Annotated in this window: 23 protein-coding genes; 10 read left to right on the top strand and 13 right to left on the bottom strand. The window is 71.7% G+C overall.

What is annotated here, in order from left to right:
* Positions 1–4 precede the first annotated feature (4 nt).
* Positions 5–784: a DeoR/GlpR family DNA-binding transcription regulator gene (locus OG734_RS43685; RefSeq protein ID WP_330292923.1), complete on the top strand. Its 780-nt coding sequence runs from the start codon at positions 5–7 to the stop codon at positions 782–784.
* 44 nt (positions 785–828) lie between these two features.
* On the opposite strand, the gene OG734_RS43680 is transcribed toward OG734_RS43685, so the two are convergent.
* The 8 genes from OG734_RS43680 to OG734_RS43645 form a co-directional block, all read right to left on the bottom strand.
* A complete protein-coding gene (locus OG734_RS43680; RefSeq protein WP_330292922.1) occupies positions 829–1284 on the bottom strand; it encodes an RpiB/LacA/LacB family sugar-phosphate isomerase in 456 nt (151 codons plus the stop codon).
* A gap of 229 nt (positions 1285–1513) precedes the next feature.
* Positions 1514–2791, bottom strand: a complete 1278-nt coding sequence (locus OG734_RS43675) for an alpha-glucoside ABC transporter substrate-binding protein (RefSeq protein ID WP_330292921.1) — start codon at positions 2789–2791, stop codon at positions 1514–1516.
* Positions 2788–4005 carry a hypothetical protein gene (locus OG734_RS43670; protein ID WP_330292920.1) on the bottom strand — a complete coding sequence of 406 codons (1218 nt, stop codon included), beginning with the start codon at positions 4003–4005 and terminating at the stop codon, positions 2788–2790. The genes OG734_RS43675 and OG734_RS43670 overlap by 4 nt, the downstream gene beginning before the upstream one ends.
* Positions 3909–6212: a serine/threonine protein kinase gene (locus OG734_RS43665; RefSeq protein WP_330292919.1), complete on the bottom strand. Its 2304-nt coding sequence runs from the start codon at positions 6210–6212 to the stop codon at positions 3909–3911. The genes OG734_RS43670 and OG734_RS43665 overlap by 97 nt, the downstream gene beginning before the upstream one ends.
* Positions 6213–6293: 81 nt before the next feature.
* Positions 6294–9503, bottom strand: coding sequence for an amidohydrolase family protein (locus tag OG734_RS43660; RefSeq protein ID WP_330292918.1), 3210 nt, complete (start codon positions 9501–9503; stop codon positions 6294–6296).
* Positions 9504–9688: 185 nt separating this feature from the next.
* A complete protein-coding gene (locus OG734_RS43655; RefSeq protein ID WP_330292917.1) occupies positions 9689–9889 on the bottom strand; it encodes a YbdD/YjiX family protein in 201 nt (66 codons plus the stop codon).
* Complete coding sequence (locus tag OG734_RS43650; RefSeq protein WP_330292916.1) at positions 9886–12066, bottom strand: carbon starvation CstA family protein; 2181 nt, start codon at positions 12064–12066, stop codon at positions 9886–9888. The genes OG734_RS43655 and OG734_RS43650 overlap by 4 nt, the downstream gene beginning before the upstream one ends.
* Positions 12067–12161: 95 nt before the next feature.
* Entirely contained in the window at positions 12162–12383 is a 222-nt protein-coding gene (locus OG734_RS43645) for a DUF3311 domain-containing protein (protein WP_330292915.1), read from the bottom strand.
* A gap of 170 nt (positions 12384–12553) precedes the next feature.
* Between OG734_RS43645 and OG734_RS43640 the strand changes: the two genes are divergently transcribed.
* From OG734_RS43640 to OG734_RS43630, 3 genes are read left to right on the top strand one after another with little or no spacing between them, the layout of a single operon-like run.
* Positions 12554–14116 carry a sodium:solute symporter family protein gene (locus OG734_RS43640; protein WP_330292914.1) on the top strand — a complete coding sequence of 521 codons (1563 nt, stop codon included), beginning with the start codon at positions 12554–12556 and terminating at the stop codon, positions 14114–14116.
* On the top strand, positions 14113–14751 hold the full coding sequence (locus OG734_RS43635; RefSeq protein ID WP_330292913.1) for a SigE family RNA polymerase sigma factor: 639 nt from the start codon (positions 14113–14115) through the stop codon (positions 14749–14751). Before OG734_RS43640 ends, OG734_RS43635 begins: the two co-directional genes overlap by 4 nt.
* Positions 14748–15074 carry a hypothetical protein gene (locus OG734_RS43630; RefSeq protein ID WP_330292912.1) on the top strand — a complete coding sequence of 109 codons (327 nt, stop codon included), beginning with the start codon at positions 14748–14750 and terminating at the stop codon, positions 15072–15074. The genes OG734_RS43635 and OG734_RS43630 overlap by 4 nt, the downstream gene beginning before the upstream one ends.
* A 101-nt stretch (positions 15075–15175) precedes the next feature.
* Here the strand turns inward: OG734_RS43630 and OG734_RS43625 are convergent, their stop codons facing one another.
* Positions 15176–15973 (bottom strand): VOC family protein, encoded by a 798-nt coding sequence (locus tag OG734_RS43625; RefSeq protein WP_330292911.1) that lies wholly within the window; start codon positions 15971–15973, stop codon positions 15176–15178.
* 380 nt (positions 15974–16353) lie between these two features.
* Between OG734_RS43625 and OG734_RS43620 the strand changes: the two genes are divergently transcribed.
* The 4 genes from OG734_RS43620 (at position 16354) to OG734_RS43605 (ending at position 19935) form a co-directional block, all read left to right on the top strand.
* Positions 16354–17193 (top strand): alpha/beta fold hydrolase, encoded by an 840-nt coding sequence (locus tag OG734_RS43620; protein WP_330292910.1) that lies wholly within the window; start codon positions 16354–16356, stop codon positions 17191–17193.
* 46 nt (positions 17194–17239) lie between these two features.
* The gene (locus OG734_RS43615) at positions 17240–17980 is read left to right on the top strand and encodes a maleylpyruvate isomerase family mycothiol-dependent enzyme (RefSeq protein WP_330292909.1); all 741 of its coding nucleotides are present in this window, start codon (positions 17240–17242) and stop codon (positions 17978–17980) included.
* A 73-nt stretch (positions 17981–18053) separates the two neighbouring features.
* Positions 18054–19541 carry an MFS transporter gene (locus tag OG734_RS43610; RefSeq protein ID WP_330292908.1) on the top strand — a complete coding sequence of 496 codons (1488 nt, stop codon included), beginning with the start codon at positions 18054–18056 and terminating at the stop codon, positions 19539–19541.
* Between the two features lie 70 nt (positions 19542–19611).
* A complete protein-coding gene (locus tag OG734_RS43605; protein ID WP_330292907.1) occupies positions 19612–19935 on the top strand; it encodes a DUF6332 family protein in 324 nt (107 codons plus the stop codon).
* On the opposite strand, the gene OG734_RS43600 is transcribed toward OG734_RS43605, so the two are convergent.
* The 3 genes from OG734_RS43600 to OG734_RS43590 form a co-directional block, all read right to left on the bottom strand.
* Entirely contained in the window at positions 19896–20561 is a 666-nt protein-coding gene (locus tag OG734_RS43600; RefSeq protein WP_330292906.1) for a response regulator transcription factor, read from the bottom strand. The genes OG734_RS43605 and OG734_RS43600 overlap by 40 nt on opposite strands.
* Positions 20558–21796, bottom strand: a complete 1239-nt coding sequence (locus tag OG734_RS43595) for a sensor histidine kinase (protein ID WP_330292905.1) — start codon at positions 21794–21796, stop codon at positions 20558–20560. The genes OG734_RS43600 and OG734_RS43595 overlap by 4 nt, the downstream gene beginning before the upstream one ends.
* A gap of 101 nt (positions 21797–21897) precedes the next feature.
* Entirely contained in the window at positions 21898–22617 is a 720-nt protein-coding gene (locus OG734_RS43590) for a TetR/AcrR family transcriptional regulator (RefSeq protein WP_330292904.1), read from the bottom strand.
* A gap of 191 nt (positions 22618–22808) precedes the next feature.
* On the opposite strand from OG734_RS43590, the gene OG734_RS43585 reads away from it, so the two are divergent.
* Complete coding sequence (locus OG734_RS43585) at positions 22809–23264, top strand: nitroreductase family deazaflavin-dependent oxidoreductase (protein ID WP_330292903.1); 456 nt, start codon at positions 22809–22811, stop codon at positions 23262–23264.
* Positions 23265–23289: 25 nt separating this feature from the next.
* On the opposite strand, the gene OG734_RS43580 is transcribed toward OG734_RS43585, so the two are convergent.
* On the bottom strand, positions 23290–24498 hold the full coding sequence (locus OG734_RS43580; protein WP_330294005.1) for a geranylgeranyl reductase family protein: 1209 nt from the start codon (positions 24496–24498) through the stop codon (positions 23290–23292).
* Between the two features lie 136 nt (positions 24499–24634).
* Between OG734_RS43580 and OG734_RS43575 the strand changes: the two genes are divergently transcribed.
* Complete coding sequence (locus tag OG734_RS43575) at positions 24635–25990, top strand: dipeptidase (RefSeq protein WP_330292902.1); 1356 nt, start codon at positions 24635–24637, stop codon at positions 25988–25990.
* Positions 25991–25996: the final 6 nt, after the last annotated feature.

Here is a 25996-nt window from a genome sequence, read left to right as displayed (position 1 = left end):
CCGGATGTCCCGGGACGCCCGCTGGAAGTCCCTGCTGGAACTGCTCGTCGAGCGGGGCCGGCTGGAGGTCGAGGAGGTGGCGACCGAGCTGGAGGTGTCGGCCGCGACGATCCGCCGGGACTTCGACCAGCTCGCCGAGCAGCAGATGCTCGTGCGCACCAGGGGCGGCGCGGTCGTGCACGGCGTGTCGTACGAACTGCCGCTGCGCTACAAGACCGCCCGCCGCGCCTCCGAGAAACAGCGCATCGCGAGGGCGGTCGCGGGCCTGGTCTCCCCCGGTGAGGCGGTGGGTCTGACGGGCGGTACGACCACGACGGAGGTAGCGCGCGCGTTGGCCGTGCGCAGCGATCTGGCCGCCGCCTCGCCCGCGCTGACGATCGTCACGAACGCGCTGAACATCGCCAACGAGCTTGCTGTACGGCCCCAGTTCAAGATCGTGGTGACGGGCGGGGTCGCGCGCCCGCAGTCGTACGAGCTTGTCGGGCCGCTCGCCGACGGTGTGCTGAGCCAGATCACCATCGACGTCGCCGTGCTGGGCGTGGTCGCCTTCGACGTCACGCACGGGGCGGCGGCGAACGACGAGGCCGAGGCCGCGATCAACCGGCTGCTGTGCGAGCGCGCCGAGCGCGTGGTGGTCGCCGCCGACTCCAGCAAGCTGCGGCGGCGGGCGTTCGCCCGGATCTGCTCGGTGGGGGCCGTCGACATTCTGGTCACGGACACGGCGGCGGACGCGGAGACGGTGGGACGGTTCGAGGAGGCCGGACTCAGGGTGATCACGGTCTGAACGGCGGACCGGCGTCAGGCGCCGGTCGCCTCAACTCCCTTGATTCACGACGCACTTCTGCCGTTGTCGAGCCGTTCGACGCGGGCCACGTTCTCCCGGTCCGCGGCGTCCTCGCTCGCCTCGGCGGCGAACCAGGCGCCGAGGATCTCCTTGAGGAGCGGCTCCGAGGTCAGACGCAGACTGAGCGCGAGCACGTTGGCGTCGTTCCAGCGGCGCGCGCCGTCCGCTGTGTAGGCGTCCGTGCACAGGGCCGCGCGTACACCGGGCACCTTGTTCGCGGCGATCGACGCACCCGTACCGGTCCAGCAGCACACGACGGCCTGGTCGGCGGTTCCGGCGGCGACCTCTCGGGCGGCCGCCTCCGAGCAGGCGGCCCACTGCGGATCGTCGCCAGGGCTCAGCGCCCCGTAAGTCACCACCTCGTGGCCGCGGTCGCGCAGTAGCCCGAGGAGGGCGCGCGCCACGGGTTCGTCCATGTCAGAGGAAACGGAGATCCGCATAACCCGAGACTACCCAGCATGGAGAAGTCGCTGCCGAAGCAGATGTGTCCGGGTCCGTCGGGGGCGGCGAGGGGCGCGGCGTACGACAGCACGCCCGCGGCGATGGGCCGGCGGTCCATCATCGCGAGTGCGCTCGCCCCGTCCCGTGCGGGCGCGATCCGGTGGGATCAGGTGCTGGGGGACTCCGTGCCACAGGGCTGCGGTCGTCACCTCGGCAGGGCCGCGCACCTCATCCGCCGGGGCTCGCGCAGATGTCCTCCGGCGGCCGGAAGGAGCGGTCGGCGCCGGAGTTCTCGGCCGTCTGGGCACGTACGGACTCCAGTTGGCTCAGCAACGAGTCGAGATGTTTCGTCGAGTGGTCCCGGAAGAACTCCAGCACCGCACGGTAGAAGACGTCGCGCACCTCGGGCGGCATCACGTCGGACGCGTCGAAGCACAGGATGCGGGCCCGGGATGCGAGCAGGGAGTCGATCTCCTGGTCGATGGGGTCCGCGGTCGCCGCCGGGGGCAGTCCGGCCGCGTCCGGGAACAGCGGCCGTACCGCCGAGCCCGCCGCCGTCCGCCAGAGTTCGCGCCCGGCCGGGCCGGACAACCGCTCCACCAGTTCCTGGGCCGCCGGATCGGCACTGAACACGGCGGCCATGTCGCCCGCGACCTCGTACGCGTCCCGGTATTCGGACTGCCCGTCCAGGAAACGGGCGGACGGTTCCACTCGGACATCGTCGCCCGCGTAGACGTACCGGATGAAGGCGCTCTGGTGCTCGTGGGTGCAGTCGAAGCCCGGGGAGTCGAGCAGACCGCGCGGCTCTCCACCGGGTTGTGGTGTGCCTTCGTACGACGTGGTCAGGGACCGCTGGACCGACGTCCGGGAACGGTCGCCGAGCAGTTGCGCCCAGGTCTGCCAGGCCCGCTCGACCGCCGGGTGCTGCCAGCTCAGGGCGCCTGTGGCCCACTCGGTGTAACGGGCGGGGCCCGCCTGATGGAGCAGGATGTCCTCGATCCAGTCCGTGCCGGGCCAGCCCGAGGTCTGCTGCGAGGCGAGCCCCACGCACCACTCCGGATCCTCCGCGGAGGTGCCCTCTTTGCTCCACACGAGGCTCTTCAGATCGACCTTCAACGGCACCCAGTACGTCCGTCGTCTGCTGTCCACGATCAGGGTCGGCGCCCACGGCGGATAGGCGCGCTCGGCGGTCGCCTCGACGAGCGGCCTGAGTTTGTCGCGGCGCGCGTACTCGGTGAGTTCGCCGATGCTGTTGAGGATCGCCACGTCCGGTGGGGCCTCCGCCTCCAGCTGTGAGACGAGCGTCTCGCGCAGCGAGCGGGTTCCTTCATAGGTGTACGTCCGTCCTGTGCCGTCGTCCAGCTTCCGCAGGGCCGCCTCGAAAGCCTGGCCCTCCGCACCGGTCCAAGGGCCGAGAACGACCAGGGGGTCGGGGGCGTCCGACGAACAGCCGGGGACCAGGACGAGGAGGCAGGCCGCCAGCAGGGCGCGCAGCACGCGGCTCATGAGACGGCTCCTCTACGGGTCACAACGAGGTACTCGCGGCGGTACCCGTGCAGGGCGCCGCCGGTGACCGCCGCGCAGGCCAGACCCGCGGGGAACACGAACGGTGCCGCTCCGTCCAGGAAGGCGAGCCGTCCGTCGGCCAGGCCGTCGTCCAAGCGGGTCTCCAGTACTTCGATGGCCCCCGGATCGGGGCCGTCGAACGGGTGTTCCTCCACAATCGACTCCGTTGTCGGCGAGGTCCGCTCGGCGAGCGCGTCCGCCACCGGGACGGCTCCGTCCTGGGCGTGCTGCGCGAGCAGCGCGTCGGCCGTCAGGAACGGCAGGGCGAGCAGCGGCAGAGAGGCGGCGGTGAGGGGAATGCTGAGCCGGATGCGAAAGCGACGGCGCAGGAAGGACACGGTCCGCCAGAGACCGGCAGCGAGGAGCACGAAGGCGAGCCCGGAGACGATCGCGGCGGCGATCACCCCCGCGCCCCAGGCGGCCCGGTCCGCGAGCCGCTCCCGCAACCGCTCCTCCAGGCCCGACACCCGGTCCACGATCGCGGTCGCGCCGGAGCCGGTCCCGGGCTGACACTCCGGATAGCGGCTCGCGCGCTCCGCGGCGGCCGGCGCCGAGCAGAGCATGCTGCGCGCGTACGTCAGTTCCGCGTCCCGCAGGACCGGGTCGGCCGCATGGCCCTGCGCCCGGCCGATCCAGCCCGTGTAGTCCACGACCAGTGCGGACGCCACGCGCAGGTCCTGCTCCTCGGCGACGGTGAGCGCCCCGCCACGGGTGACCTGGTTCAGGCGCTGTGTCGCTCGCGCGATCCGCGTGCGGTACCGCTCGCTGAGCCCGCCGAGTTCCGCCGCCCGCCCCTCGTCGAGGCTCTGCTCGGCCTCGCCCTGCGCGATGAGCAGCGAGGCCTTGGCGTCCGCGAGGTCGACGAGCGCGGGCGCCACCCGGTCCCGGACGTACGCGGAGTCTCCGCGCACACCCGCGTAGGCCCACCCGAACGCCCCGAAGGCCACCACCGCGAGCAGCGGCACCGCGACCAGCCGGTCCCGCAGATACACGCGGTTGCGGCGGCCTGCGGCCTGTGGCCAGGCGTAGCGCCGGATGCGGCGGGCGAGTTCGGCGGCTACGGAGGCAGCGGCCCGTCCGAGGCGGACGGCGCCCTGTGCGAGGGCGCGGAGGCGGCCGTCCGGAGCCAGTCGGCGAGTCTCTTTCCGGGCCATGGGCTGTCCCTGCGGTGTCGGAAAGCGAGCGGACGCACCTCGTAGGCGCGGTCCAGAAGGACTTCGGCGACGGCCGCGTCCTCGGGCGCGGCGGAACGGGTGGCCTGGTGGGCGAGGGCGACGTGGAGCCGGGAGAGGTCCTTGCGCAGGCCGGGCTCGTCGGGCGGGAGGCCCAGCCGTGGATCGGCGTCGGCGGCCAGGGCGGCGAGTTCCGTCGCGTCGAGGGCGCCTCGGGCGAGCGCGCCCTGTACGGCCTCCCACGTTTCGAGGGTCATCCGGGCCCTGGCCTCCTCGTCGGTCAGCCCGTGGGCATGGAAGAGCAGGGCCAGCCGTCGCAGCACCTCGCGCAGCCGCTCCGGGAGCTCTCCGCTCCGCTCGGCGGTCCGCAGGTGCTCGACGCCGATGCGAACAGCCGCCGTGCGGGCGGCAGTTCGATGCCGCGAGTGCTGCGGTACCGCGTCCAGTTCGCGCACGGCCTCCTCGCGCGAGCGTTCACCGCCCAGGGCGAGGCGGGCCCGTGCGGCGCCGAAGGCCGCGCTGCCCAACGACGGGTTGCGCAGCCGCACCGCCTCGTAGAACGTCAGTGCCTCGCGGCACCGCCCGAGGCGCTCGGCGCAGTACCCGAGGGCCAGCTTCGGCGCGTACTCGCCGGGGATCGCCGCGTACACCCGGTCGAAGTGATGCCTGGCGTCCGCCACTTGGCCCCGCGCGAGGGCGAGCAGTCCGCGGTGCCAGTCGAGTCGCCAGTCGTACGGGGCGTGTTCGGGCCCGACCGACTCCTCGGCGGCCCGCAGCTCCCGTTCGGCGGCGTCGGGTGCCTCGCCCGCTGTCCTGAGGCGTAGGCGGCAGCGCAGCAGATGGACTTCGGTGGAGTTCTGCCAGTCACCGGTGTGCTGGAGGAGCGCCTCGGGGGCGGCGTCGGCCAGTCTGCTCAGCTCGGCGTGGTGGTCGTCGTGGCGGTCGGGCCTCGGGACGGGCAGACGGTACGCGACCTCGGCGGGTGACGGCGGCGCGTACGGCGAGAGGGCGCCCGGCGCGGCCCAGTGTGCGAGGGGCGGCGCGGATCCGAGCGCGCCGTCGAGCGCGTAGGACGACTGGAGGAACAGCGGTGAGGGTTCGAAGGTCTCGGTGCCGGTTCGCAGGGATCTCAACTCTCGGAAGACACCGCCTAATTGCTCCGCCATCTCGCGCGCGTCTGCGAATCTCTCGTTCGGCTCGCTCCGGGTCGCGCGGTGCAGCACACGGGCGAGCGAGACCAGCCCGAGCCCGCGAGGAGCGGGAGCGGTGATCTCGTCGGTCGCCGCAGCGGCCGAGCCGTCCGGAGTGCCGAGGTCGGCGAGGTCGCCGAGCCGGGCCAGGTCCTGGGGCGAGGTGCCGAGGCCGCTCAGCCGCCGCAGGGTCTCCCCCAGGCTGAACAGGTCGTCCTGGCCGGTGCATTCGCCGTTCGTGCCCACTGTCGGGGCACGGAATCCCCTCGTGGTCAGCCCCGGCAGCCCGGTGGCACGAACGCTCCCGACATCGATGATCTTCGTCGCGGTGCCGTCGTGCATGACGTTGTCCGGTTTCAGATCGCCGTATACCTTGCCGGGCAGATCGGTGTGCAGATGCCCGAGGGCGGACAGGATCCGCAGGCCGTACGCGAGCACGAACTCGTGGAACCGCGCACCGCCGAACTCATGCGGATTCAGTCGCGCCCGCGCCCGTACCTCCTCCAGGGTCAGCCCGTCCACGTACTGGAGCACGAGGAAGTCGCCGACCTCGGGGTGATGCCCGTAGTTGTAGACGCGGATGATGTCGTCGTGGCTGAGGTCGACCAGGGCCCGCCGTTCCCGGACCAGGGCGCCCGCCGCGACCGCCGCCTGCTCGGGGTGCAGGATCTTGATGGCGACCTCGCGGTCGTCGACCTTCGTGTCGAGCGCGAGGTAGACCTCGCCCATCCCGCCGTAGCCGAGCGGCCGGATCAGCAGGTACTGTCCGGCGAGCAACTGCCCGGGCGGCAGCGGCAGTTCCTCCGGGTCGATGCCCCGGGACACCGCGCGTTCCAGCAGCGTGATCGTGGGCAGCACGGTCGGATCGGGGTTCTCCTCGGGGAGCTCGACGCGCGCGGCCCGCAGGAACGTCGGCTGTCCGGCGACCACGAGCGGCCCGAACGACCACTCGGAGTCCGGCACTTCACCGGACACGCCTTTGCTCACATCCCCCGTCATGCCTCCCCAGAGTAGGCCCGAGGCCGCCAAATGACCCCTCGCGTTCCGTGTGGACCGTGCGGAACTCCTATGGCGGCGCTCTCAGCCCCCGCTCTCCGGACTGCAGCACCCCTCGCGCCGCATCTGACGGCTGACCTCCAGCCAGTCCTCGGCCGGGGCCGACCGCTGAAGGTCGTGGCGGCGCGTGGCAGTGGCGCCGAAGGCGTCGACCAGGTCCGCCTGCTCGAAGGGGACGCCGCCGCGCAGGACCGCGACGGTGCGGATCAGGGTGGCGAAGTCGGTGAACGGGTCGCCGTCCACGACTGTGAGGTCGGCGAGCTTGCCCTCCTCCAGCGTGCCCAGGTCGGCGTCGGCGCCGAAGACCCACGCGGGCAGCACGGTGGCGGTGCGCAGTGCCTCCGCCGGTGACAGGCCGGCTCGGTGCAGTGCGCGCAGGGACAGATGCAGGTGCAGGCCCACCGGGACGAGCGGCTGGTCCGTGCCGAGCGCGACCAGGCCGCCCCCCGCGAGGATCCGCCGGTAGACGTCCAACTCCCGGTTCAGAGTCGCCAGTTGGGCCCCGGTGGGCGGGAGCCCGGTCTGTTGCCGGACGAATGCGGTGTCCCACGGTGGCATGAGCGTGGTGACGCGCGGGTCGTCCGCGAGCGCGGGGTCGGCGCCGAGCAGGGGCAGCGCCGTGAACGGGGTGGCGACGAGGTGGAAGTCGGTACGGGTGTAGATCTCCTCCACATCCTGGTAGGCGCGCCCCGAGGCCGTGGTCGCGTGCCCGAACTCCAGCCGTTGCGTGGCCTGCAGATGGGTCGTCAGATCCTGTCCGAGCTGTACGCCGGGGCTGCACAGATGACTTCCGCTGCGCACGCCGAGCCGGTCGTGGGCGAAGTCGGCGGCCTCCTTCATCACCCAGCCGGGGGCTCGTACGTACGTCTTCACGAAGTCCCACTCCAGCGCCTTCGCCCGGGCCAGCGAGCGGCGCAGGCCCTCGGGGGTGCGGTGGGCGCGGGCCATGCTGTAGGCCACCCGGTCCCCGTCGAGCAGTTCGCCGGTGGACAGAAGTCGGGGTCCGGCGAGGGCGCCGGCGGCGACCGCCTCGCGGATGCGGGCCTGTTCGTAGGCGAAGCCGCCGAGCGAGACGGCCGTCGTGATGCCGTAGGCGACCTGCAGCGCGGTCTGGCGGCCCCCGTACGTGGACTGCCAGGGGTGGGTGTGCGCGTCCCACAGGCCCGGGATCACGGTGCGGTCGCTCGCGTCGACCCGGCGTACGGTCGGGCGGCCGGCCCGGTGCGCAGCGACCTCCGCGATCCGGCCGTCGCGGACCACGATGTCGATGTCCTCGCGGACGTCCGGCCCGGTGCCGTCCCAGAAGCGGCCGGCGTGCACGACCGTGTCGGCCGGCCGGGGTCTGCGGTAGTCCAGCGGGACGCGGACGGTACGGGTGCTGCCGTCGGCGATGTCGATCAGGCGCAGGGTGCCCGCGGAGAGGTAGAGGAGGGTGCGGGCGTCGGCGGACCAGGACGGGTGGTCGGCGGCTTCGGTGGTGAGTTGGCGGGGCTCACCGTCGGGAGTGCCGTCGGCGCGGACCGGCAGCAGCCACAGCGCGGACTCGGCGACGACGGCCATCCAGCGGCCGTCCGGGGACCAGGCGGGCCCGGAGTCGTAGCGGTCGGCGAGGGAGGTGTGCGGGGCGAGGGCGTGCAGAGCTGCGGTGCCGGTGGTGGTGTCGACGACCCGGATGAGGTTGTAGCCCTCGCGGAAGCGCTGGTTGACACGGTTCCGGTCGCACAGGGCCACGTACCGGCCGTCGGGCGACCAACTGGGGCGGCCGGGCAGGCCGCCCGCGCCGAGCGGTGCGGCGAGGACGCGTTCGGCGCCGTCGGGCAGGTCGCGCACGATCAGGTTGCCCGACATGTCCAGGCAGGCCAGGCGCGTCCCGTCGGGCGAGAGGGCGGGGAAGACGCGACCGCCCCCGGCGAGCACGGTCTCCGTACCGGAGTCGAGGTCGCGGCGCCGTACGGTGAACAGGCCGTCGCGGTCGTCGGCGTACACCAGCGCTGTGCCGTCGGACGTCCATGTCGGCGCCAACACATAGCGGGTGGTGGGGACTTGGAGCACTTTGCGGGGTGGACGGCCGCCCTTGGTACCGGCGGTCCACAGCGCGTTCAGCGCGGCGAAGGCGACGGATCGGCCGTCGGGTGAGAGAGCGGGCAGGTGGAGCGCGCGGACGGGGCGGGCGCCGGCGCCCTCGAAGTCGTATGCCTTCATACGGTACTTGGGGCGGTTGACGGGCAGTGTGGCCGTGAACGGGATCTCCTCGGCGGCGCCCGGCGCGTCCGGGTCGACCAGGCGGAAGTGGCCGTCGATGTTCAGCAGCAGCCGTTCGCCGTCCGTCCAGCGAGGCGGTGCCGGGAGAAGGTCGCCCTCGACGGCTACCGGCGTGCCGTCCACGACGAGGGTGCAGGAGGCTGCGGGCGCCGCCGTGGTGCGCAGGTACGCGAGGCGTCCGGCGGGCGAGACGGCGGGAGTCATGAGCTGGGCGCCGGAGTCGTCCGTGTGCTCGGTGGTGACCGGGCCCGAGCCGTCGGCGGCCACGGACGCGACGGTGGCCGCGCGCAGGGTGCCCGGCACCGGGACGGTCGCCCGCACGAACAGCACCCGCTCGCCGTCGGGCGACCAGGTCGGGTCGAAGTCCTCCCAGGCGGTGTCCTGCCCGGGGCCCTGCTGGCCGACGCGCCCGGTGAGCCGGGTCAGCGCGCCGGTGCGCACGTCCACGACCCAGACGCGGTACGGGGCGCCGGTCACCGTGTCGCCCCCGCGCTCGGAGGCGAACGCGATCCGGGTGCCGTCCGGCGACCAGGCCGGCCCCCGGTCGTCCCACGGTCCGTCGGTGAGCTGCCGCAGCCCGGTGCCGTCGGCCCGCAGCGTCAAGAGGTGGAAGCCTCCGCCACGGTAGGCGCAGACGACGAGACGGCTGCCGTCGGGCGAGAACTGCGGGCGGGTGGGTTCGAGGCCGGGCGAGGTCAGCGCGACGGCGGTGCCTTGGCCGCGCGGCACGGACCACAGCACGTTCTGGACCTCGGCGACCAGTCGGTCACCGGCGGGGGCGAGGGTCGCGGAGCCGCCCGTGGCGGCGGTGAAGGTGAGGATGGTCGCCTTACTGGGCTCGGCGGACGCGACCTGCGTACCGGCGGTGGCGAGTGCAGTGGCACCGACGGTGACCTGGAGGAATCTGCGGCGGGAGAGCGGGCCGAACCCGGTGTCGTCGTCCGTGATGCCTGAGGTGTCTTCGATGGCCAAGGGAGCTCCCGGTGCACGGAGTTGGCGTGTCGGACAGGTCGGACAGGAGAGACCGATGAGGGAAACGTACGGGGCGGAGCCCGCTTCCGGACCCCGCCCCGACGTTTCTCGGCTGATCTTCACCCGGTCGTGAGGCCGGTATTGGCGAAATGCTTTCGGTCCCCACAAGCCGCGCGGGCCAGGTGTCAGCAGCAGCGGCTCTGGGGGTGGGTCTCCCGGTGCAGGGTGCGCAGCACCTCGTACTCGCGCCGGGTCGGTACGGGGGTGTGCGGGTGGCGGCTGAGGTGGCGCTCGCGGTAGCGGTCGTACTCGGCTTCTCCGGTCAGTTCGCGCAGATACCAGCGCAGGTGCCGGAATCCGGCCCGGGCCCAGTGCCGGGCGTTCATGAGCGGGCCCCCACCAGCAGCTCGGCGGCGTCGTCCTCCCGTGTGCCGATGCGGGATTCGACGTACGGCGACTCGGTCGTCGGGAGCGGGACGGGCGAGCGTACGGCCCGTACGCAGACCACGGCCGCGTTGGCGATGACCACCGAGACCAGCAGCAGGAACAGGGCGATCAACACGCCGTCGACCGTGGAGTTGGTCACCACGGTGTGCATGTCGTCGAGGGTCTTGGCGGGTGGCAGTACCTGGCCGGAGTCGATGCCGTCGGCGTACTTGGCGCGCTGGGCGAAGAACCCGACCCGGGGGTCGTCGGAGAAGATCTTCTGCCAGCCGGCGGTGAAGGTGATCGCGACCACCCAGGCGAGCGGAACTCCGGTGACCCAGGCCCAGCGCAGCCGGCCGGACTTGATCAGCACTGTCGTGCAGACGGTGAGGGCGACGGCGGCCAGCAGTTGGTTGGCGATGCCGAACAGCGGGAAGAGCTGGTTGATTCCGCCGAGCGGGTCGGTGGCGCCGGTGTAGAGGAAGTAGCCCCAGGCGGCCACGACGAGTCCACTGCACAGCCAGATTCCGGGCTTCCAGTTGACCCGGCCGATGGGCTTCCAGACGTTGCCGAGCATGTCCTGGAGCATGAAGCGTCCGACCCGGGTGCCCGCGTCGACCGTCGTCAGGATGAACAGCGCCTCGAACATGATCGCGAAGTGGTACCAGAAGGCCTTCAGGGCCGCCCCGCCGAAGATGCCGGAGAAGATCTCCGACATGCCGACGGCCAGCGTCGGCGCACCGCCCGAGCGGGCGATCAGGGTCTGCTCCTCCACGGCCTTCGCCGCCTGCGTCAACTGGTCGGGGGTGATGGTGAAGCCGAGGCCCGCCACCGCGTGGGAGGCGGATTCGGCGGTGGTGCCGAGCAGTCCGGCGGGGGCGTTCATCGCGTAGTAGAGGCCGGGTTCGAGGGTGGCCGCGGCGATCAGGGCCATGATCGCGACGAACGACTCCATCAGCATGGCGCCGTAGCCGATCATCCGGACCTGGGACTCCTTCTGGATCAGCTTCGGAGTGGTCCCGGAGGCGACCAGCGCGTGGAATCCCGACAGGGCGCCGCAGGCGATGGTGATGAAGAGGAACGGGAAGAGCGACCCGGCGAAGACCGGGCCGGCGCCCGAGGAGGCGAAGTCGCTCACCGCGTCCGCCCGCATGACCGGCGCGGCGACCACGACGCCGACCGCGAGCAGCGCGATGGTGCCGATCTTCATGAAGGTGGAGAGGTAGTCGCGGGGCGCGAGCAGCATCCACACCGGGAGGACGGAGGCGACGAAGCCGTATCCGACCAGACAGAAGACCAGGGTCGTGGGGCTGAGGGTGAAGGTGTCGGCGAGCGAGGAGTTCTGGATCCAGCTGCCGCCGACGATCGCGAGCAGCAGCAGGGCGACGCCGATGAGGCTGGTCTCTACGACCCGGCCCGGTCGGATGACATGCATCCAGAAGCCCATGAACAGGGCGATGGGGATGGTCATGGCGACGGAGAAGGTGCCCCACGGCGAGTGGGCGAGCGCGTTGACCACGACCAGGGCCAGCACACCCAGCAGGATGATCATGATGGCGAACACGGCGATCAGTGCCGCGGCTCCGCCCGCCCTGCCGATCTCGTCCCGGGCCATCTGCCCGAGCGACTTCCCGTCCCGCCGCATGGACAGGAACAGCACCACCATGTCCTGCACCGCCCCGGCGAAGATCACTCCGGCGACGATCCACAGGGTGCCGGGCAGATACCCCATCTGGGCCGCGAGTACCGGACCCACCAGCGGACCGGCGCCCGCGATGGCGGCGAAGTGGTGGCCGAGGAGCACCCGGCGGTCGGTCGGCTGGAAGTCGACGCCGTCGTCGAGGCGTTCGGCGGGAGTGGCCCGGCGGTCGTCCGGCTTCAGGACGCGCCGGACGATGAAGCGGGAGTAGAAGCGGTAGGCGATGGCGTACGAGCCGAGGGCGGCCATCACCAGCCAGACCGCGGAGATCTCCTCGCCCCGGGCCAGCGCGAGGACGCCCCAGCCGACCGCGCCGACCAGGGCGACGGCGGCCCACAGCAGCATCGAGCGCGGTGTCATACGGCCGGGACCGGAGGGCGTGGACGGCGGGTCTTCCGGTGCCGGGAGAACGGATTCGGGCATGGCTGATGCGGGCATGGCGGCTCCTCACCTTGACGGTGGTGGGTGATGGCTGGGCGCGCGTCGGATGCGTGCGGCTCAGCGGAGGTGACGTCGGTGGCCGACCGACCCGGTCAGGGGTCGCGGCCTTCCTTCCTGGTCAGCGCGTAGGCGGCGAGCAGGCAGAGCCCGCTCCCCGGTACCCAGGCGAGCTGGTACCAGTAGAAGAACGGTGTCCCGGCGAGACGCGGGCTCGCACCGGCGTACCAGGGGACCCACAGCAGCCCTGCCGCGGGCGCGAGGAGCAGCACGGCGACGGCGACGTGCCGTAGCCGCTGGTGTCCGGTCCGTGCCATGACCTGCGCTCCCTTCCCGCTCGCTGTGGGTCTGTGCAAGAGTTGCCCACCCGCCGGAAACGGTTGACACCGAATTTCCAGAATATTTCCCGTCGGTTCCCTGTCCTCCGAACCGGCCACCCGCGCAACTCTCCGGCGAGGGGTTTCAGGCACACCAAGGACGGTGACCCATGGCGGACAGCGCCATGACCGCGACGTTCCTCGCCGTGATCGGCGGGGCGTCGCTGCTCGCCGTGACCGCGCGCCGCCTGCGCCCGAACGACCGGTTGCCCTCGCTGGAGGGGTGGGCGCTGGCCGACCGGAGCCTCGGCCCGGTGTGGACGTGGCTGCTGCTCGGCGGCACGATCTTCACCGCGTACACCTTCACCGCCGTGCCCGGACTGGCGTACGGCAACGGGGCGTCCGCCTTCTTCGCGGTGCCGTACACGGTGATCGTCTGCCCGCTCGCGTTCGTGCTGCTGACCCGGCTGTGGGCGGTGGCCCGGCGGCACGGCTACATCACCGTCGCCGACTTCGTGCGCGGGCGGTACGGTTCACCGCCGCTGGCGCTGGTGGTCGCGCTGACCGGGATCCTCGCCACGATGCCGTATCTGGCGCTGCAACTCCTGGGCATACGTGCCGTGTTGACCGCCGGGGGTCTCTATCCGCGGGGCGCCGCCGGGGACCTGGTCATGGTGGCGCTGTTCGCGGGGCTCGCGGTGGCCACGTACCGGTACGGGCTGCGCGCGCCCGCCGTGATCTCGGCGCTCAAGGCGGTGGCCGTCTTCGTCTCGCTGGGCGTCGTCTGCTGGCTGGTCCTCGACCGGTTCGGCGGGCCCGGCTCGGTTTTCGACGGGGCGGCGCGCCGGCTCGGCGGAACGGACGCCGCCCACTCGCCGCTGCTCCTGTCCCCTGCGCAGCAGCCGGCCTACGCCACGCTCGCCCTCGGCTCCGCACTGGCGCTGCTGATGTACCCGCATGTGCTCACCGCCGGTTTCGCGGCCGACGGTACGCGCACCGTCCGCAAGGTCACCGTGGCGCTGCCCGCGTGGACAGGGCTGCTGGCGCTCTTCGGCTTCCTCGGCATCGCGGCACTGGCGGCGGGGGTACGGGCACCGGAGGGCGGTGCTGAGGCCGCCGTGCCGATGCTGGTCGACCGGTTGATGCCCGGGCCGCTGGCGGGCCTGGTGTTCGGCGCGATCACCGTGGGCGCGCTGGTCCCGGCCGCCGTGATGTCGATCGCGGCCGCCACCAGCTTCGTACGCAATGTGTACGTCGAGTACGTGCATCCGACGGCCACGCCCAAGCGGCAGGTGCGCATCGCCAAGGCGGTGTCGCTCACCGCGAAGGTGGGGGCCGTCGCGTTCGTGTTCGGCCTGCGCGACCAGGACGCCGTCAATCTCCAACTGCTCGGCGGTGTCTGGATCCTGCAGATCTTCCCGGCCGTCGCCATCGGGCTGTTCACCGGCCGGCTGCATCCGCGCGCGCTGCTCGCCGGGTGGGCCACCGGTATGGCGGCCGGAACGTTCATGGTGGTGCGCGAGGGTTTCTCCTCCATCGTGCCGTTCGGTTCCGCCGACCAGCCCCTGCAGATCTACGCGGGGCTGGCCGCCCTTCTGCTCAACCTGGCCGTCGCCGTGCTCGGCACCGCGGCCCTGACACGTCTCGGCGTCCCGCGCGGCGCCGACGCGACCGACCTGCCGTCCCGCCTGACCGTCAGGCGACGCCCCGAGACGGGAGCGAACAACCCGTGAGACGCAGACAGCACACGCCCTTGCCGGTGATGCCACCGGTGGCCGCGGCCCTGGCCGAACCGGCCGGCACCGCGCCGAGCGTTCCGCGGCCGGCCGCCGCGAGCGAGGTCCTCGCCCCCGTGGTGGGCGATCCGGCCGAGCTCGAACGCGAAGCCGCCCTCGCCGGCCTCTTCGAGCTGCACTACGCCTCGATGTTGCGGCTGGCCGTCCTGCTCGGCGCGGACGACCCGGAGAACGTGGTGGCCGAGGCCTACTACCAGCTCTACCGGAAGTGGCGGCGGCTGCGCGAGACCGGGGCGGCGGAGGCGTATCTGCGCTCCACCGTGTGCAATCTGACCCGGATGCGCATACGTCACCTCCAGGTCGCCCGCAGACATGTGGAGAACCCGCCCCCGCCGGACGACTCCGTCGCCTCCGCCGAGAGCACCGCTCTGCTCCACGACGACCAGCGCGTACTGATCGGCGCCCTCCAGCAGCTGCCCGCCCGACAGCGCGAGGCTCTCGTCCTGCGGCACTGGCTGGGCCTCAAGGAGAGCGAGATCGCCGCCGCGATGGGCATCTCCTGCGGATCGGTCAAGACGCACACCGCACGCGGCATCGCCGCTCTGACCCAGGCGATGGAGACACGGCGATGAACGACATCAGCCCGGACCGGGCCGACAACAGCTTCGCGGAACAGCACCGCACGGAACGGGAGTTGCGCGCCGCCCTGGAGACGCTGGCCGGCGGAGTGAGCGCCGCCCCCTCCCCCGGCGCCTACCGCACGGCGCGCGGCGACTGGCTGCGACGGGAAAGACGCCGCCGGCTCGTCCTCGCCGTCCTGATCACCGTCGTCTTCACCCTCGCCGTACTGATCGGCCTGTGGGTCCTCAACCACGCCCCGTCCGACCCCGGCGTCATCTTCTCGGGCACCCGGAACGCGGTGGTTCCCGGCGCGGTGTCCGGGGGCTCGCCCTGACCGTCGCCCTCACCAGTGTTGCGGCACTGGCCGCCACGGCAGCCGTCATCGGATTCGTCACCCGACGCGCGGCAGAGCACTGATGCCACGCCCTTGCCGACTCAGCTCTGCGATGGAGTGAGCACCACGAAGTCCGCGTTCGACGGATCGAGGCAGACGGCCAGTCGGCCGACACCCTCCGCGTCCTCGGGTCCCATCTGCACACTGCCGCCGTTCTCGGTGACCTTGGCGACCGCGGCGTCGCAGTCGGCGACGTTGAAGACCGGGTGCCAGTACGGCCGCCCGTCCGCCAGGGCGAGGTTCTCCTCGGGGAGTTGCATGAGGCCGCCCTGCATACGCTCCTCGGGAAGCCCGGCAGGGGTGATGAGGATGTACGTGCCGCCGCCGCCCGGCAATTCCATGTCGCTGAACCGCCAGTCGAAGACTCTGCCGTAGAACTCCTTGGCGGCCGCGGCATCGGACGTGTACAGCTCGGTCCAGGACAATGAGCCCGGCTCGTCCGCCAGCTCGAAGCCCGAGTTCTTCCCCGGCTGCCAGACCGCGAACTGGCCCCCCAGCGGGTCGCTGTAGTGCGCCATCCGACCCCAGTCGTCGAGGTCTCTCGGCGCCACCCGCACCGTGCCTCCCGCCCGCTCCACGGCCTGGGTCGAGGCATCCGCGTCGGTGACGGTGTAATAGATCATCCAGGCCGGGCGCGCGCCCTCTTCGGTGAGCTTGCCGAGCCCGGCGACGATCTTGCCGTCTTTCCGGAACATCCCGCCTTCCATGTCCTCCCCCTCGCCCATGGACTCGTACTCCCAGCCGAGCACCGCGCCGTAGAAGGCCGCGGCGGCCGGGACGTCGGGGGCACCGAGGTCGAGCCAGCAGGGGGAGCCAGGTGCGAGGTCAGTGGTGATCACGACGATTCCCTTTCGCAGATCCGTGTGACATCAGCCTGGCATCCGGCACTGACAATCGCGCGTCGGCCGCTTCGCGGTGCGGACCAGTCCGTCGCACCCCACCCCGTCACCGTAGCCAGGACGTGGTCCGAGCCCCGGATGATTCAATCGGCGACGCGGTACGTGGTCTCGCCGAAGTCCGCGTGCAGGCCCCCGCCCGTCAGGTCCCAGGCCCACAGGCCGACGAACGCGCCGGTGAATCCCAAGGACCGGATCTGGCCACGATCTCCTCGGCGTGCTCGTCGGACTGTCGAACACGCTCGCAAGCAACGCCCTGTCCGCAGGCCGACCCAGCCCAAAACCGGTTGCCCAGCCGGAACACCGCTGCGACAGTCATGGCCATGTCTGCCTTCTCCGCGTACGACGGAACCAAGCTGGCCTGCCGCGTACTCGGGGAGGGACCGCCGCTCATCTGTCTGCCCGGCGGGCCGATGCAGGACTCCGTCTATCTCGGGGACCTCGGCGGTCTGTCCGCGCACCGGCGCCTGATCATGCTCGATCTCCGGGGCACCGGCCGGTCGGCGGTGCCGGAGGACCCCGCGTCCTATCGCTGCGACCGTCTCGTCGACGACGTCGAGGCCCTGCGCGAGCACCTCGGCCTCGACCGACTGGACCTGCTCGGCCACTCCGCCGGCACGAATCTGGCCGCGCTGTACGCGGCCCGGCACCCCGAGCGCGTCGGCAGACTCGCGCTGATCACCCCGAGCGTGGCGGCCGTCGGCATCACCGTCACCGGAGACGTCCGGGTCGAAACGGCACGGCTGCGCCAGGACGAGCCGTGGTTCCCGGAGGCGTTCGCGGCCCTGGAGGCACTCGTCGCCGGCCGGGCGGGCGCCGACACCTTCCAGGCCATCGCCCCTTTCTGGTACGGCCGTTGGGACGAGGCTGCCCGCGCGCACCGGGCCGCGGAGGACGGGCAGCGCAACGCCGACGCAGCGGCCGTTTTCGCCGCCGAGGGCGCCTTCGACCCGGCAGCAACCCGGGCGGCACTGGCCCGTCTCGCCTCACCGGTCCTCGTGCTGGCCGGGGAGGCCGACCTCAACTCCCCACCGCCCGCGATGGCCGAGCTCTCGGGACTGTTCCCGCATGCCGAACTGGTCGTCCAGCCTGGCGCCGGACACTTCCCGTGGCTCGACGACGCGGACCGGTTCATGGCAACCACCGAAGCGTTCCTGACGTAGGGAACGACCGCACTCTCGAATGGAGAACGCCTTGATGGAATCCTTGATGGAAACCTCGCGATTCGTGGAAATCCTGGACGCGGAGGGCCAGTTGCTCGCCACCGCCGCCGAGCGGGCGGGGACCGACGCGAAGGTGCCGACCTGCCCGGGCTGGCAGGTGCGCGAGCTGGTGCGGCACACGGGCGCCGTGCACCGCTGGGCGACCTCTCACGTCGCCGAACGCCATCTGTCGCCCCAGCCCTTCGGCGGCCCGCCCGACCTCGACGGCAGCGCACTGCTCACCTGGTTCCGGGAGGGCCATCGCACCCTCGTCGACACCCTCGCCTCGGCGCCGCCCGACCTCGAGTGCTGGAGCTTCATGCCGGCCCCCTCACCGCTCGCGTTCTGGGCCCGGCGGCAAGCCCATGAGACCGCCGTCCACCGCGTGGACGCCGAATCCGCCCTCGCCACCGCACCCACCCCACTCGCCCCGGACTTCGCCACGGACGGGATCGACGAACTGCTGCTCGGTTTCCACGCCCGCGCCAAGAGCCAGGTCCGCACGGACGAGCCCCGGGTACTGCACGTCCGGGCGACCGACAGGGACGACGCGGTGTGGACCGTACGGCTGTCGTCGGAGCCGCCTGCGGCCGAGCGAACCACGGATCGGGCAGCCCAGGAAGCCGACTGCGAGGTGACCGGCCCCGCCGCCGCCCTCTACCTGGCGCTGTGGAACCGGCAGCCCTTTCCCGGCGTGAGCGGCGATCCCGCGCTCGCCGCCCTGTGGCAGGAGAAGTCCGCCGTCTGAAGCCGACCTGTCATTTGTTGCACGAGCATTACATGCGTTTGCATTCGATGCATGCGCATGTACTGTCTCTGCCATGACCTCTCCGCTCAACACCCCGGCGTCCGACGGACGCTGGACTCCCCGCCTGTGGGGCACCCTGCTGGTGCTCTGCGCAGCGATGTTCCTGGACGCGCTGGACGTGTCGATGGTCGGTGTCGCACTGCCGTCCATCGGCTCCGAACTCGACCTCTCCACCTCGACGCTGCAATGGATCGTCAGCGGCTACATCCTGGGATACGGCGGACTCCTGCTCCTCGGCGGCAGGACCGCCGACCTGCTCGGCCGCCGCCAGGTGTTCCTGGTGGCGCTCGGCGTCTTCGCGCTCGCCTCGCTGCTCGGCGGGCTCGTCGACTCGGGTCCGCTGCTGATCGCCAGCCGTTTCATCAAGGGGCTCAGCGCCGCATTCACCGCCCCGGCAGGCCTGTCCATCATCACCACGACCTTCGCGGAGGGCCCGCTGCGCAACCGGGCCCTGTCCATCTACACCACCTGCGCGGCCACCGGCTTCTCGATGGGCCTGGTCCTCTCCGGCCTGCTCACCGAGGCGAGTTGGCGCCTCACCATGCTGCTGCCGGCGCCGGTCGCCGTGCTCGCCCTGGTCGCGGGTCTGAAGCTGCTGCCGCGCAGCGAACGCGAGAAGGACCACAACGGCTACGACATCCCCGGCGCGATTCTCGGCACCGCCTCGATGCTGCTGCTGGTCTTCACCGTCGTACAGGCCCCGGAAGTCGGCTGGGCATCGGCCCGCACACTGCTGTCCTTCCTCGCGGTGGCCGCCTTGCTGACCGTCTTCGTCCGCGTCGAGCGGCGCTCCGCCGGGCCGCTCGTCCGGCTCGGTGTGCTGCGCTCCGGCAACCAGATCCGCGCCCAGCTCGGCGCGCTGACGCTCTTCGGCTCGTATGTCGGATTCCAGTTCCTGGTGACCATCTACATGCAGTCACTGCTCGGCTGGTCGGCGCTGCACACGGCGCTCGCCTTCCTCCCCGCGGGTGCGGTCGTCGCGCTGTCCGCGACGAAGATGGGCGCGATCGTCGACCGGTTCGGCACCCAGCGGCTGATCGTGGCGGGCTTCGCGCTGATGATCACCGGGTACGCCCTGTTCCTGCGCGTCAGCCTCGACCCGAGCTACGCCACCCTCATCCTGCCGTCGATGCTGCTGATCGGCGGGGCCTTCGCGCTGATCTTCCCCTCACTGAACATCCAGGCCACGAACGGCGTCGACGACCACGAACAGGGCATGGTCTCCGGCCTGTTGAACACCTCGGTCCAGGTGGGCGGCGCGATCTTCCTGGCCGTCGTGACGGCGGTCGTCACCGCGGGTACCCCTGACAACCCCTCGCCGCAGGCCGTCCTCGACGCCTACCGGCCCGGGCTGGTCGTGGTGACGGGCATCGCCCTCGTCGGCCTGCTCGTCTCGCTCCCCGGTCTGCGCACCCGGCGTCCGAGCCGGTCCGTCGTCGTCGCGAAGTCCCTCCAGCCTCAGGAGGAGACGGTGACCGAACGGGTGGCGGCCCGCGACTAGGGTCTGTCCGTCGTTCGTGCCCGGCCGGGGTGGCTTGCCCGGCCGGGCGCCCGCCTGCTTGACTCGACGGATGGACAACCACGGGGGACACATAGGGCAGGGCCGCGCGCGAGACTCCCAGGCGCGACGGGACGCGGTCACCGTGGAGATCGGATACGCCCTGTGCAGCGCCCTGTTCCTGGCGGCCGTCGTCTTCGGGGTGGTGGCCGGTCCGGCATTGGTCTTCGCGCTGTCGGATGCCGTGCAGGGCACGCTCGTCGCCTCAGGGGCGACCCTGGGCGCCATCCTGTTTACAGTGCGGGTGGTGAGCGTGCTGAACCGCTTCGCCCGCGATAACGCCGACGCCGGTGGGGATCAGCCGAGCCAGCCTGGCCGGACCAACCCCGACTCGTAGGCCAGGACGACCAGTTGGGCCCGGTCCCGGGCGCCCAGCTTGACCATCGTCCGGCTCACATGGGTCTTCGCGGTGAGCGGGCTGACCACCAGGCGCCGGGCGATCTCCTCGTTGGACAGACCCATTCCGACCAGGGCCATCACCTCCCGCTCCCGCTCGGTGAGCGCGGCGAGGGCGTCGGCGGCGGCCGGTTCCTTCGAGCGGGCGGCGAACTCGCCGATCAGACGCCGGGTGACCCCGGGCGAGAGCAGCGCGTCACCCGCGACCACCGCCCGTACGGCGCGCAGGAGTTCGTCCGGTTCGGTGTCCTTCACCAGAAAGCCGGAGGCACCGCAGCGGATCGCCTCGAAGACGTACTCGTCGAGTTCGAAGGTGGTCAGCATGACCACCCTGACGTCGTTCAGCGCCGCGTCGCCGGTGATCCGCCGGGTCGCGGCGAGCCCGTCCAGCACGGGCATCCGGATGTCCATCAGGACGACATCGGGGCGCAGTTCGCGGACACCGCGCAGCGCCTCCTCCCCGTCGGCGGCCTCGCCGGCCACCTCGATGTCCGGCTGCGCGTCGAGCAGTGCCCTGAACCCCGCGCGGACCAACGACTGGTCGTCGGCGAGCAGTACACGGATCACCGGTCCTCCTTCACCCTGATCGGCAGCACGGCCAGCACCCGGAAACCGCCGTCCGCGCGCGGCCCCGCCTCGATGGTGCCACCGAGGGCGGCGGCCCGCTCCCGCATCCCGGCCAGCCCGTTCCCGCTGCCACCCGCGTCGGCGCCGGTCGCGGGCCCGTCGTCGTCGACGCGCAGCCGCAGGGCGCCGTCCGCTTCGTCGACATCGACCTGCACGCGCGCGCGGCGCGAACCGGAGTGCCGTACGACATTGGTGAGGGCCTCCTGAACGATCCGGAAGGCGGCGAGATCGGCACCCGGCGACAGCTTCGGGACCGTGCCCCGCACCTCGACGGTCAGCCCCGCCCCGGCCGCCTGCTCCACCAGCTCGGACAGGCGGTCAAGACCGGGCGCCGGAGCGCGCGGCGCGTCCCCCGGCGTACGCAGGGTGTCGAGCACCTGACGCACCTCCCCGAGCGCCTCCTTGCTGGCCGCCTTGATGGTGGTGAGCGCGGTGCGGGCCTGCTCGGGGTCGGAGTCGAGCAGCGCGAGACCGACCCCGGCCTGCACGTTGATGACCGAAATACTGTGGGCGAGTACGTCGTGCAGCTCACGCGCGATCCGCAGCCGCTCCTCGTCGGCGCGCCGCCGGGCGGCCTGGGCACGCTCGGCCCGCTCCCGGTCCCACTGCTCCCGCCGTACCCGGACCAGCTCGGCGACCGCCACGATGGCCACCACCCAGGCTGCGACGACGATCTCCTGCCCCCAGGAGGCGGCCTTGTCCCCGGACGGCGGAAGCCATCGGTACAGCCAGTGCGCGATCAGTACGTGCCCGGCCCAGAGCATCCCGACGGCCGCCCACGCAGCCTTCCGGTGCCCGGCGACGACAGCGCTGAAGCAGCCCAGGGCCACGGTCAGGAACACCGGCCCGTACGGGTATCCCGCGCCGAGATAGACCATGGCCGCCGTGGCGGTGCCGAAGACCACGAGCACCGGGCGCCGCTGCCGCCAGAGCAGCAGTCCCGAACCGGCGACGAGCAGGACACGCGCGAAGAGGTCCAGGTGGGCGCGGTCACCCGCCTGCTGGTCGGCGGCGAACTTCGAGCCGACGAGCACGAAGACGGTCAGCAGTACGGTGGACCGCCAGGGCCACCGGCCGACGCCCCCGTCCGCATCGGGCCGGCCCTCACCGCCCTCACCGTCACCACGCCCCCACCATCGAGGCGGGCCGCCCCCGCGCACGCGCTGCTCGTCCATGTCCGCCACGCTAGACGGCACCGCCCGGCGACGGCGTCCGCCGGGCGAGGTGATCACCCGTACTCCCCGGGGAGTACGCGGCCGGGGCCGCCGCCCCTCTCCTACACCCGCCCTTGCTCCTGCTCCTTCTCCGGGAACACCAGCCCCACCCCATGGGCGATCCGGCTCACGGAATACCGGAAGAACGTCTCCCGGTCCTCCACCACCCGGTTGAACTGACCGAACAGCTCGAACCCGATCAGCCCGTACAGCTGGGCCCAGGCCGCGACGAGCGCCACCGCCACCTCCGGCGGCAGGTCGGGGGCGAGGTCGGCGCCCAACCGCTCGGCCTCGGGGCGCAGTTCGGCGGGGATCGGGGTCCTCGCAACGCCGACGCCACGGTGGGCGTCGCGCACGATGGCGCTCAGCAGCAGGCCGACGCGGGAGGCGGACGGCACCGTCGTGTCGGGCGCCTTGTAGCCGGGGACCGGCGAACCGTAGATCAGCGCGTACTCGTGGGGATGGGCGAGCGCCCAGCCGCGCACCGCCTCGCACACCGTGACCCAGCGCCGCAGCGATCCGGTGCCCGCGACGGCGGCGTGGGCGGCCTCCGCGGTCTCGCCCATGGAGTCGTAGGCGTCGATGATGAGAGCGGTCAGCAGGTCGTCACGGCTGGGGAAGTAGCGGTACAGCGCGGAGGAGACCACGCCGAGCTCGCGGGCGACGGCCCGCAGGGAGAGTCTGGCGGCGCCTTCCGCCGCGAGCTGTCTGCGTGCCTCGTCCTTGATCGCCGAGGTGACTTCGATCCGGGCGCGGGCGCGGGCTCCTTGTGCACTGCTCATGGATGCGAGTGTTCCATGTTTTCAGAGCAGTGCACACAAACGAGAGCACTGAACTAAAAAGAGAGCAGTGCTCTTGCTTTGGATCACCGATCTCCGGCAGACTGCTCTCAAGCGAGAGCAGTGCTCTCGCAAGCAGTGCTCCCGCGTTCCCTGATGCCAGGGTTCCGGTTCCAGAAGTCCAGGAGGACACCATGCCGTCGTCGTCAGCCCACTACGTGAAGCCCAAGGCGTTCGACAAGGCCATGAACGGGTTCATCGGATGGCTCGCACGCCACGGCGTCAGCCTCATGGGCACCGCCGAACTCTCCGTACTCGGCCGCAAGAGCGGCGAATGGCGCGGGGTGCCCGTCAACCCGCTCCCGTACGAGGGCGGCCCGTACCTCGTCTCGGCGCGCGGCCACTCCGAATGGGTGCGGAACATGCGCGCCGCCGGCGGCGGACGGCTCAAGGTCGGCCGCCGCGTCCAGGAGTTCACCGCGGTCGAGCTGCCCGACGCGGAGAAGCCGGTCGTACTGCGCACCTACCTCAAGAAGTGGGGCTGGGAGGTAGGGCGCTTCTTCGGCGACGTCGACGTGAACTCCACCGACGAGGAACTGCTCGCCGCCGCGCCGAAGCACCCCGTCTTCCGGATCACCGTCAAGCCGTGAACACTCCGCAGGACCTGTACGGCGTTCAGGGCCTGTCGAGCACGGTCAGGGCGCGCCCGGCCATGGGGTGGCTGCGCACCAGTTCGCCGAGTGAGGTGGAGCCGCGCGTGATGTCCCGGAAGGCGTTCCACGCGGGGCGGAAGCCGGTCAGGGCAGCGTGGAAGATGCCGGGGCGCCGCTCGAACGCCTTCAGCATGCTCCGGCCGACGGCCATCTCGACGCCGAGCCCCGCCTTGATCGCGAACGCGTAGTTCAGGGCCTGACGGCGCGTGTCCACGGCATCGTTCGCCTCCGCGATCCGTACGGCCCACTCCCCCGCGAGCCGCCCCGAGCGCAGCGCGAACGAGATGCCCTCGCGGGTCCACGGCTCCAGCAGGCCCGCCGCGTCCCCGCACACCAGCACCCGGCCGCGGGAGAGCGGCGAGTCGTCGGCGCGGCAGCGCGTCAGATGGCCGGAGGAGATGCTCGGTTCGAAGCCGGCCAGTCCCAGCCGGGCGATGAAGTCCTCCAGGTACCGCTTCGTGGCCGCGCCCTCACCACGCGCCGAGATCACGCCCACCGTCAGTGTGTCCCCCTTGGGGAACACCCAGCCGTAACTGCCCGGCATCGGGCCCCAGTCGATGAGCACCCGCCCCTGCCAGTCCTCGGCGACGGTCTGAGGCACCGGGATCTCCGCCTCCAGGCCGAGATCCACCTGGTCGAGTTTCACCCCGACGTGTGCTCCTATGCGGCTGGCGCTGCCGTCCGCGCCCACGACCGCGCGAGCGAGCACGGTCTCGCCGCCCTGCAGGACGACGGCGACCGTCCGCCGGTCCGGCACCGCCGAGCCGTGCTGCTCGACCCGCGTCACGGTGACGCCCGTACGCAGCTCGGCGCCCGCTTTCTGGGCGTGCTCGACGAGCTGCTGGTCGAACTCCGGCCGGTTGATCAGGCCGAAGAGCATCTGCTTGGAGCGGCGGGTGCGGGTGAAGCGGCCGTTGTTGGAGAACGTGACCGCGTGCACCCGGTCCTGGAAGGGCAGTTCGAAACCGGGCGGCAGGGAGTCCCGCGAAGGCCCGATGATCCCACCGCCGCACGTCTTGTAGCGCGGCAGTTCCGCTTTCTCCAGCAACAGCACACTGCGGCCCGCGACTGCCGCCGCATATGCGGCCGAAGCCCCCGCGGGTCCCGCGCCCACCACAACGACGTCCCACACCTGCGCCACGTCGTCCGCCGAAGAGTTCTCGCTGCTCACGATGGTCTGCTGCTCCTGATCCATCCGCCTGCCGCACCTGTTCCTCCGCATCCTACGGCGGGCGTCGCCACAGTCCGCTGTGGGAGGATCACAGGACTTCTCTCGCTACAACGTCGCACCCACAAGGAGCGTGCCCATGTCCTCGAATCCGGTCGCCGAGACCGTCGCCTCCCTCATACCGAGGGCCCGGGCGGAGCTCACCGAACTGGTGGCGTTCAAGTCGGTGGCGGACTTCGAGCAGTTCCCGAGGAGCGAGAGCGAGGCCGCCGCGAACTGGGTCGCCGACGCGCTGCGCGCCGACGGGTTCCAGGACGTGGCCCTGCTCGACACCCCCGACGGCACACAGTCGGTGTACGGCTTCCTGCCCGGCCCCGAGGGCGCGAAGACCGTCCTCCTCTACGCCCACTACGACGTGCAGCCGCCGCTCGACGAGGCCGGCTGGGTGAGCCCGCCGTTCGAGCTGACCGAGCGCGACGGCCGCTGGTACGGGCGCGGCGCCGCCGACTGCAAGGGCGGCGTCATCATGCACCTGCTCGCGCTGCGCGCCCTCCAGGCGAACGGCGGCGTCCCGGTCAACGTCAAGGTGATCGCCGAGGGTTCGGAGGAAATGGGCACGGGCGGGCTGCAGCGGTACGCCGAGGAACACCCGGAGCTGCTCGCCGCCGACACGATCGTCATCGGCGACGCAGGCAACTTCCGGGTCGGTCTGCCGACGGTCACCTCGACCCTGCGCGGCATGACCATGCTGCGGGTCCGCATCGACACCCTTGAGGGCAACCTCCACTCGGGCCAGTTCGGCGGGGCCGCGCCCGACGCGCTGGGTGCGTTGATCCGCGTACTCGACTCGCTGCGGGCAAAGGACGGTTCGACGACGGTCGACGGGCTGACGGACGAGGCGTCGTGGGACGGGCTCCAGTACGACGAGGAGCAGTTCCGCACGGACGCCAAGGTGCTCGACGGAGTGGAGCTGATCGGCTCCGGCCCGGTCGCCGACCGGATCTGGTCGCGCCCGGCGGTCACGGTCCTGGGCATCGACTGCCCGCCGGTGGTCGGCGCCACCCCGTCCGTGCAGGCGAGCGCCCGCGCGCTGGTCAGCCTGCGGGTGCCGCCGGGCGTGGACGCGGCGGCGGCGACCAAGCTCCTGGAGGCGCATCTGACGGCGCACACGCCGTGGGGCGCGCGGGTGAGCATGGAGCAGATCGGCCAGGGCCAGCCGTTCCGCGCCGACACCGCCAGCCCTGCGTACGCGGCGATGGCCGAGGCCATGGCGGTCGCGTATCCGGGCGAGGAGATGCAGTACGCCGGCCAGGGCGGCTCGATCCCCCTCTGCAACACGCTCGCGTCGCTCTACCCGCAGGCCGAGATCCTGCTGATCGGCCTGAGCGAGCCGGAGGCCCAGATCCACGCGGTGAACGAGAGCGTGTCCCCGGAGGAACTGGAGCGCCTGTCGGTGACAGAGGCCCTGTTCCTCCGGAACTACGCCGCCTCCTGAGCCCGT

This window comes from Streptomyces sp. NBC_00576, assembly GCF_036345175.1.
GTDB lineage: Bacteria > Actinomycetota > Actinomycetes > Streptomycetales > Streptomycetaceae > Streptomyces.
The sequence above is the reverse complement of the archived record's forward strand: the minus strand, read 5'-3'. Positions and strand labels throughout refer to the sequence as shown.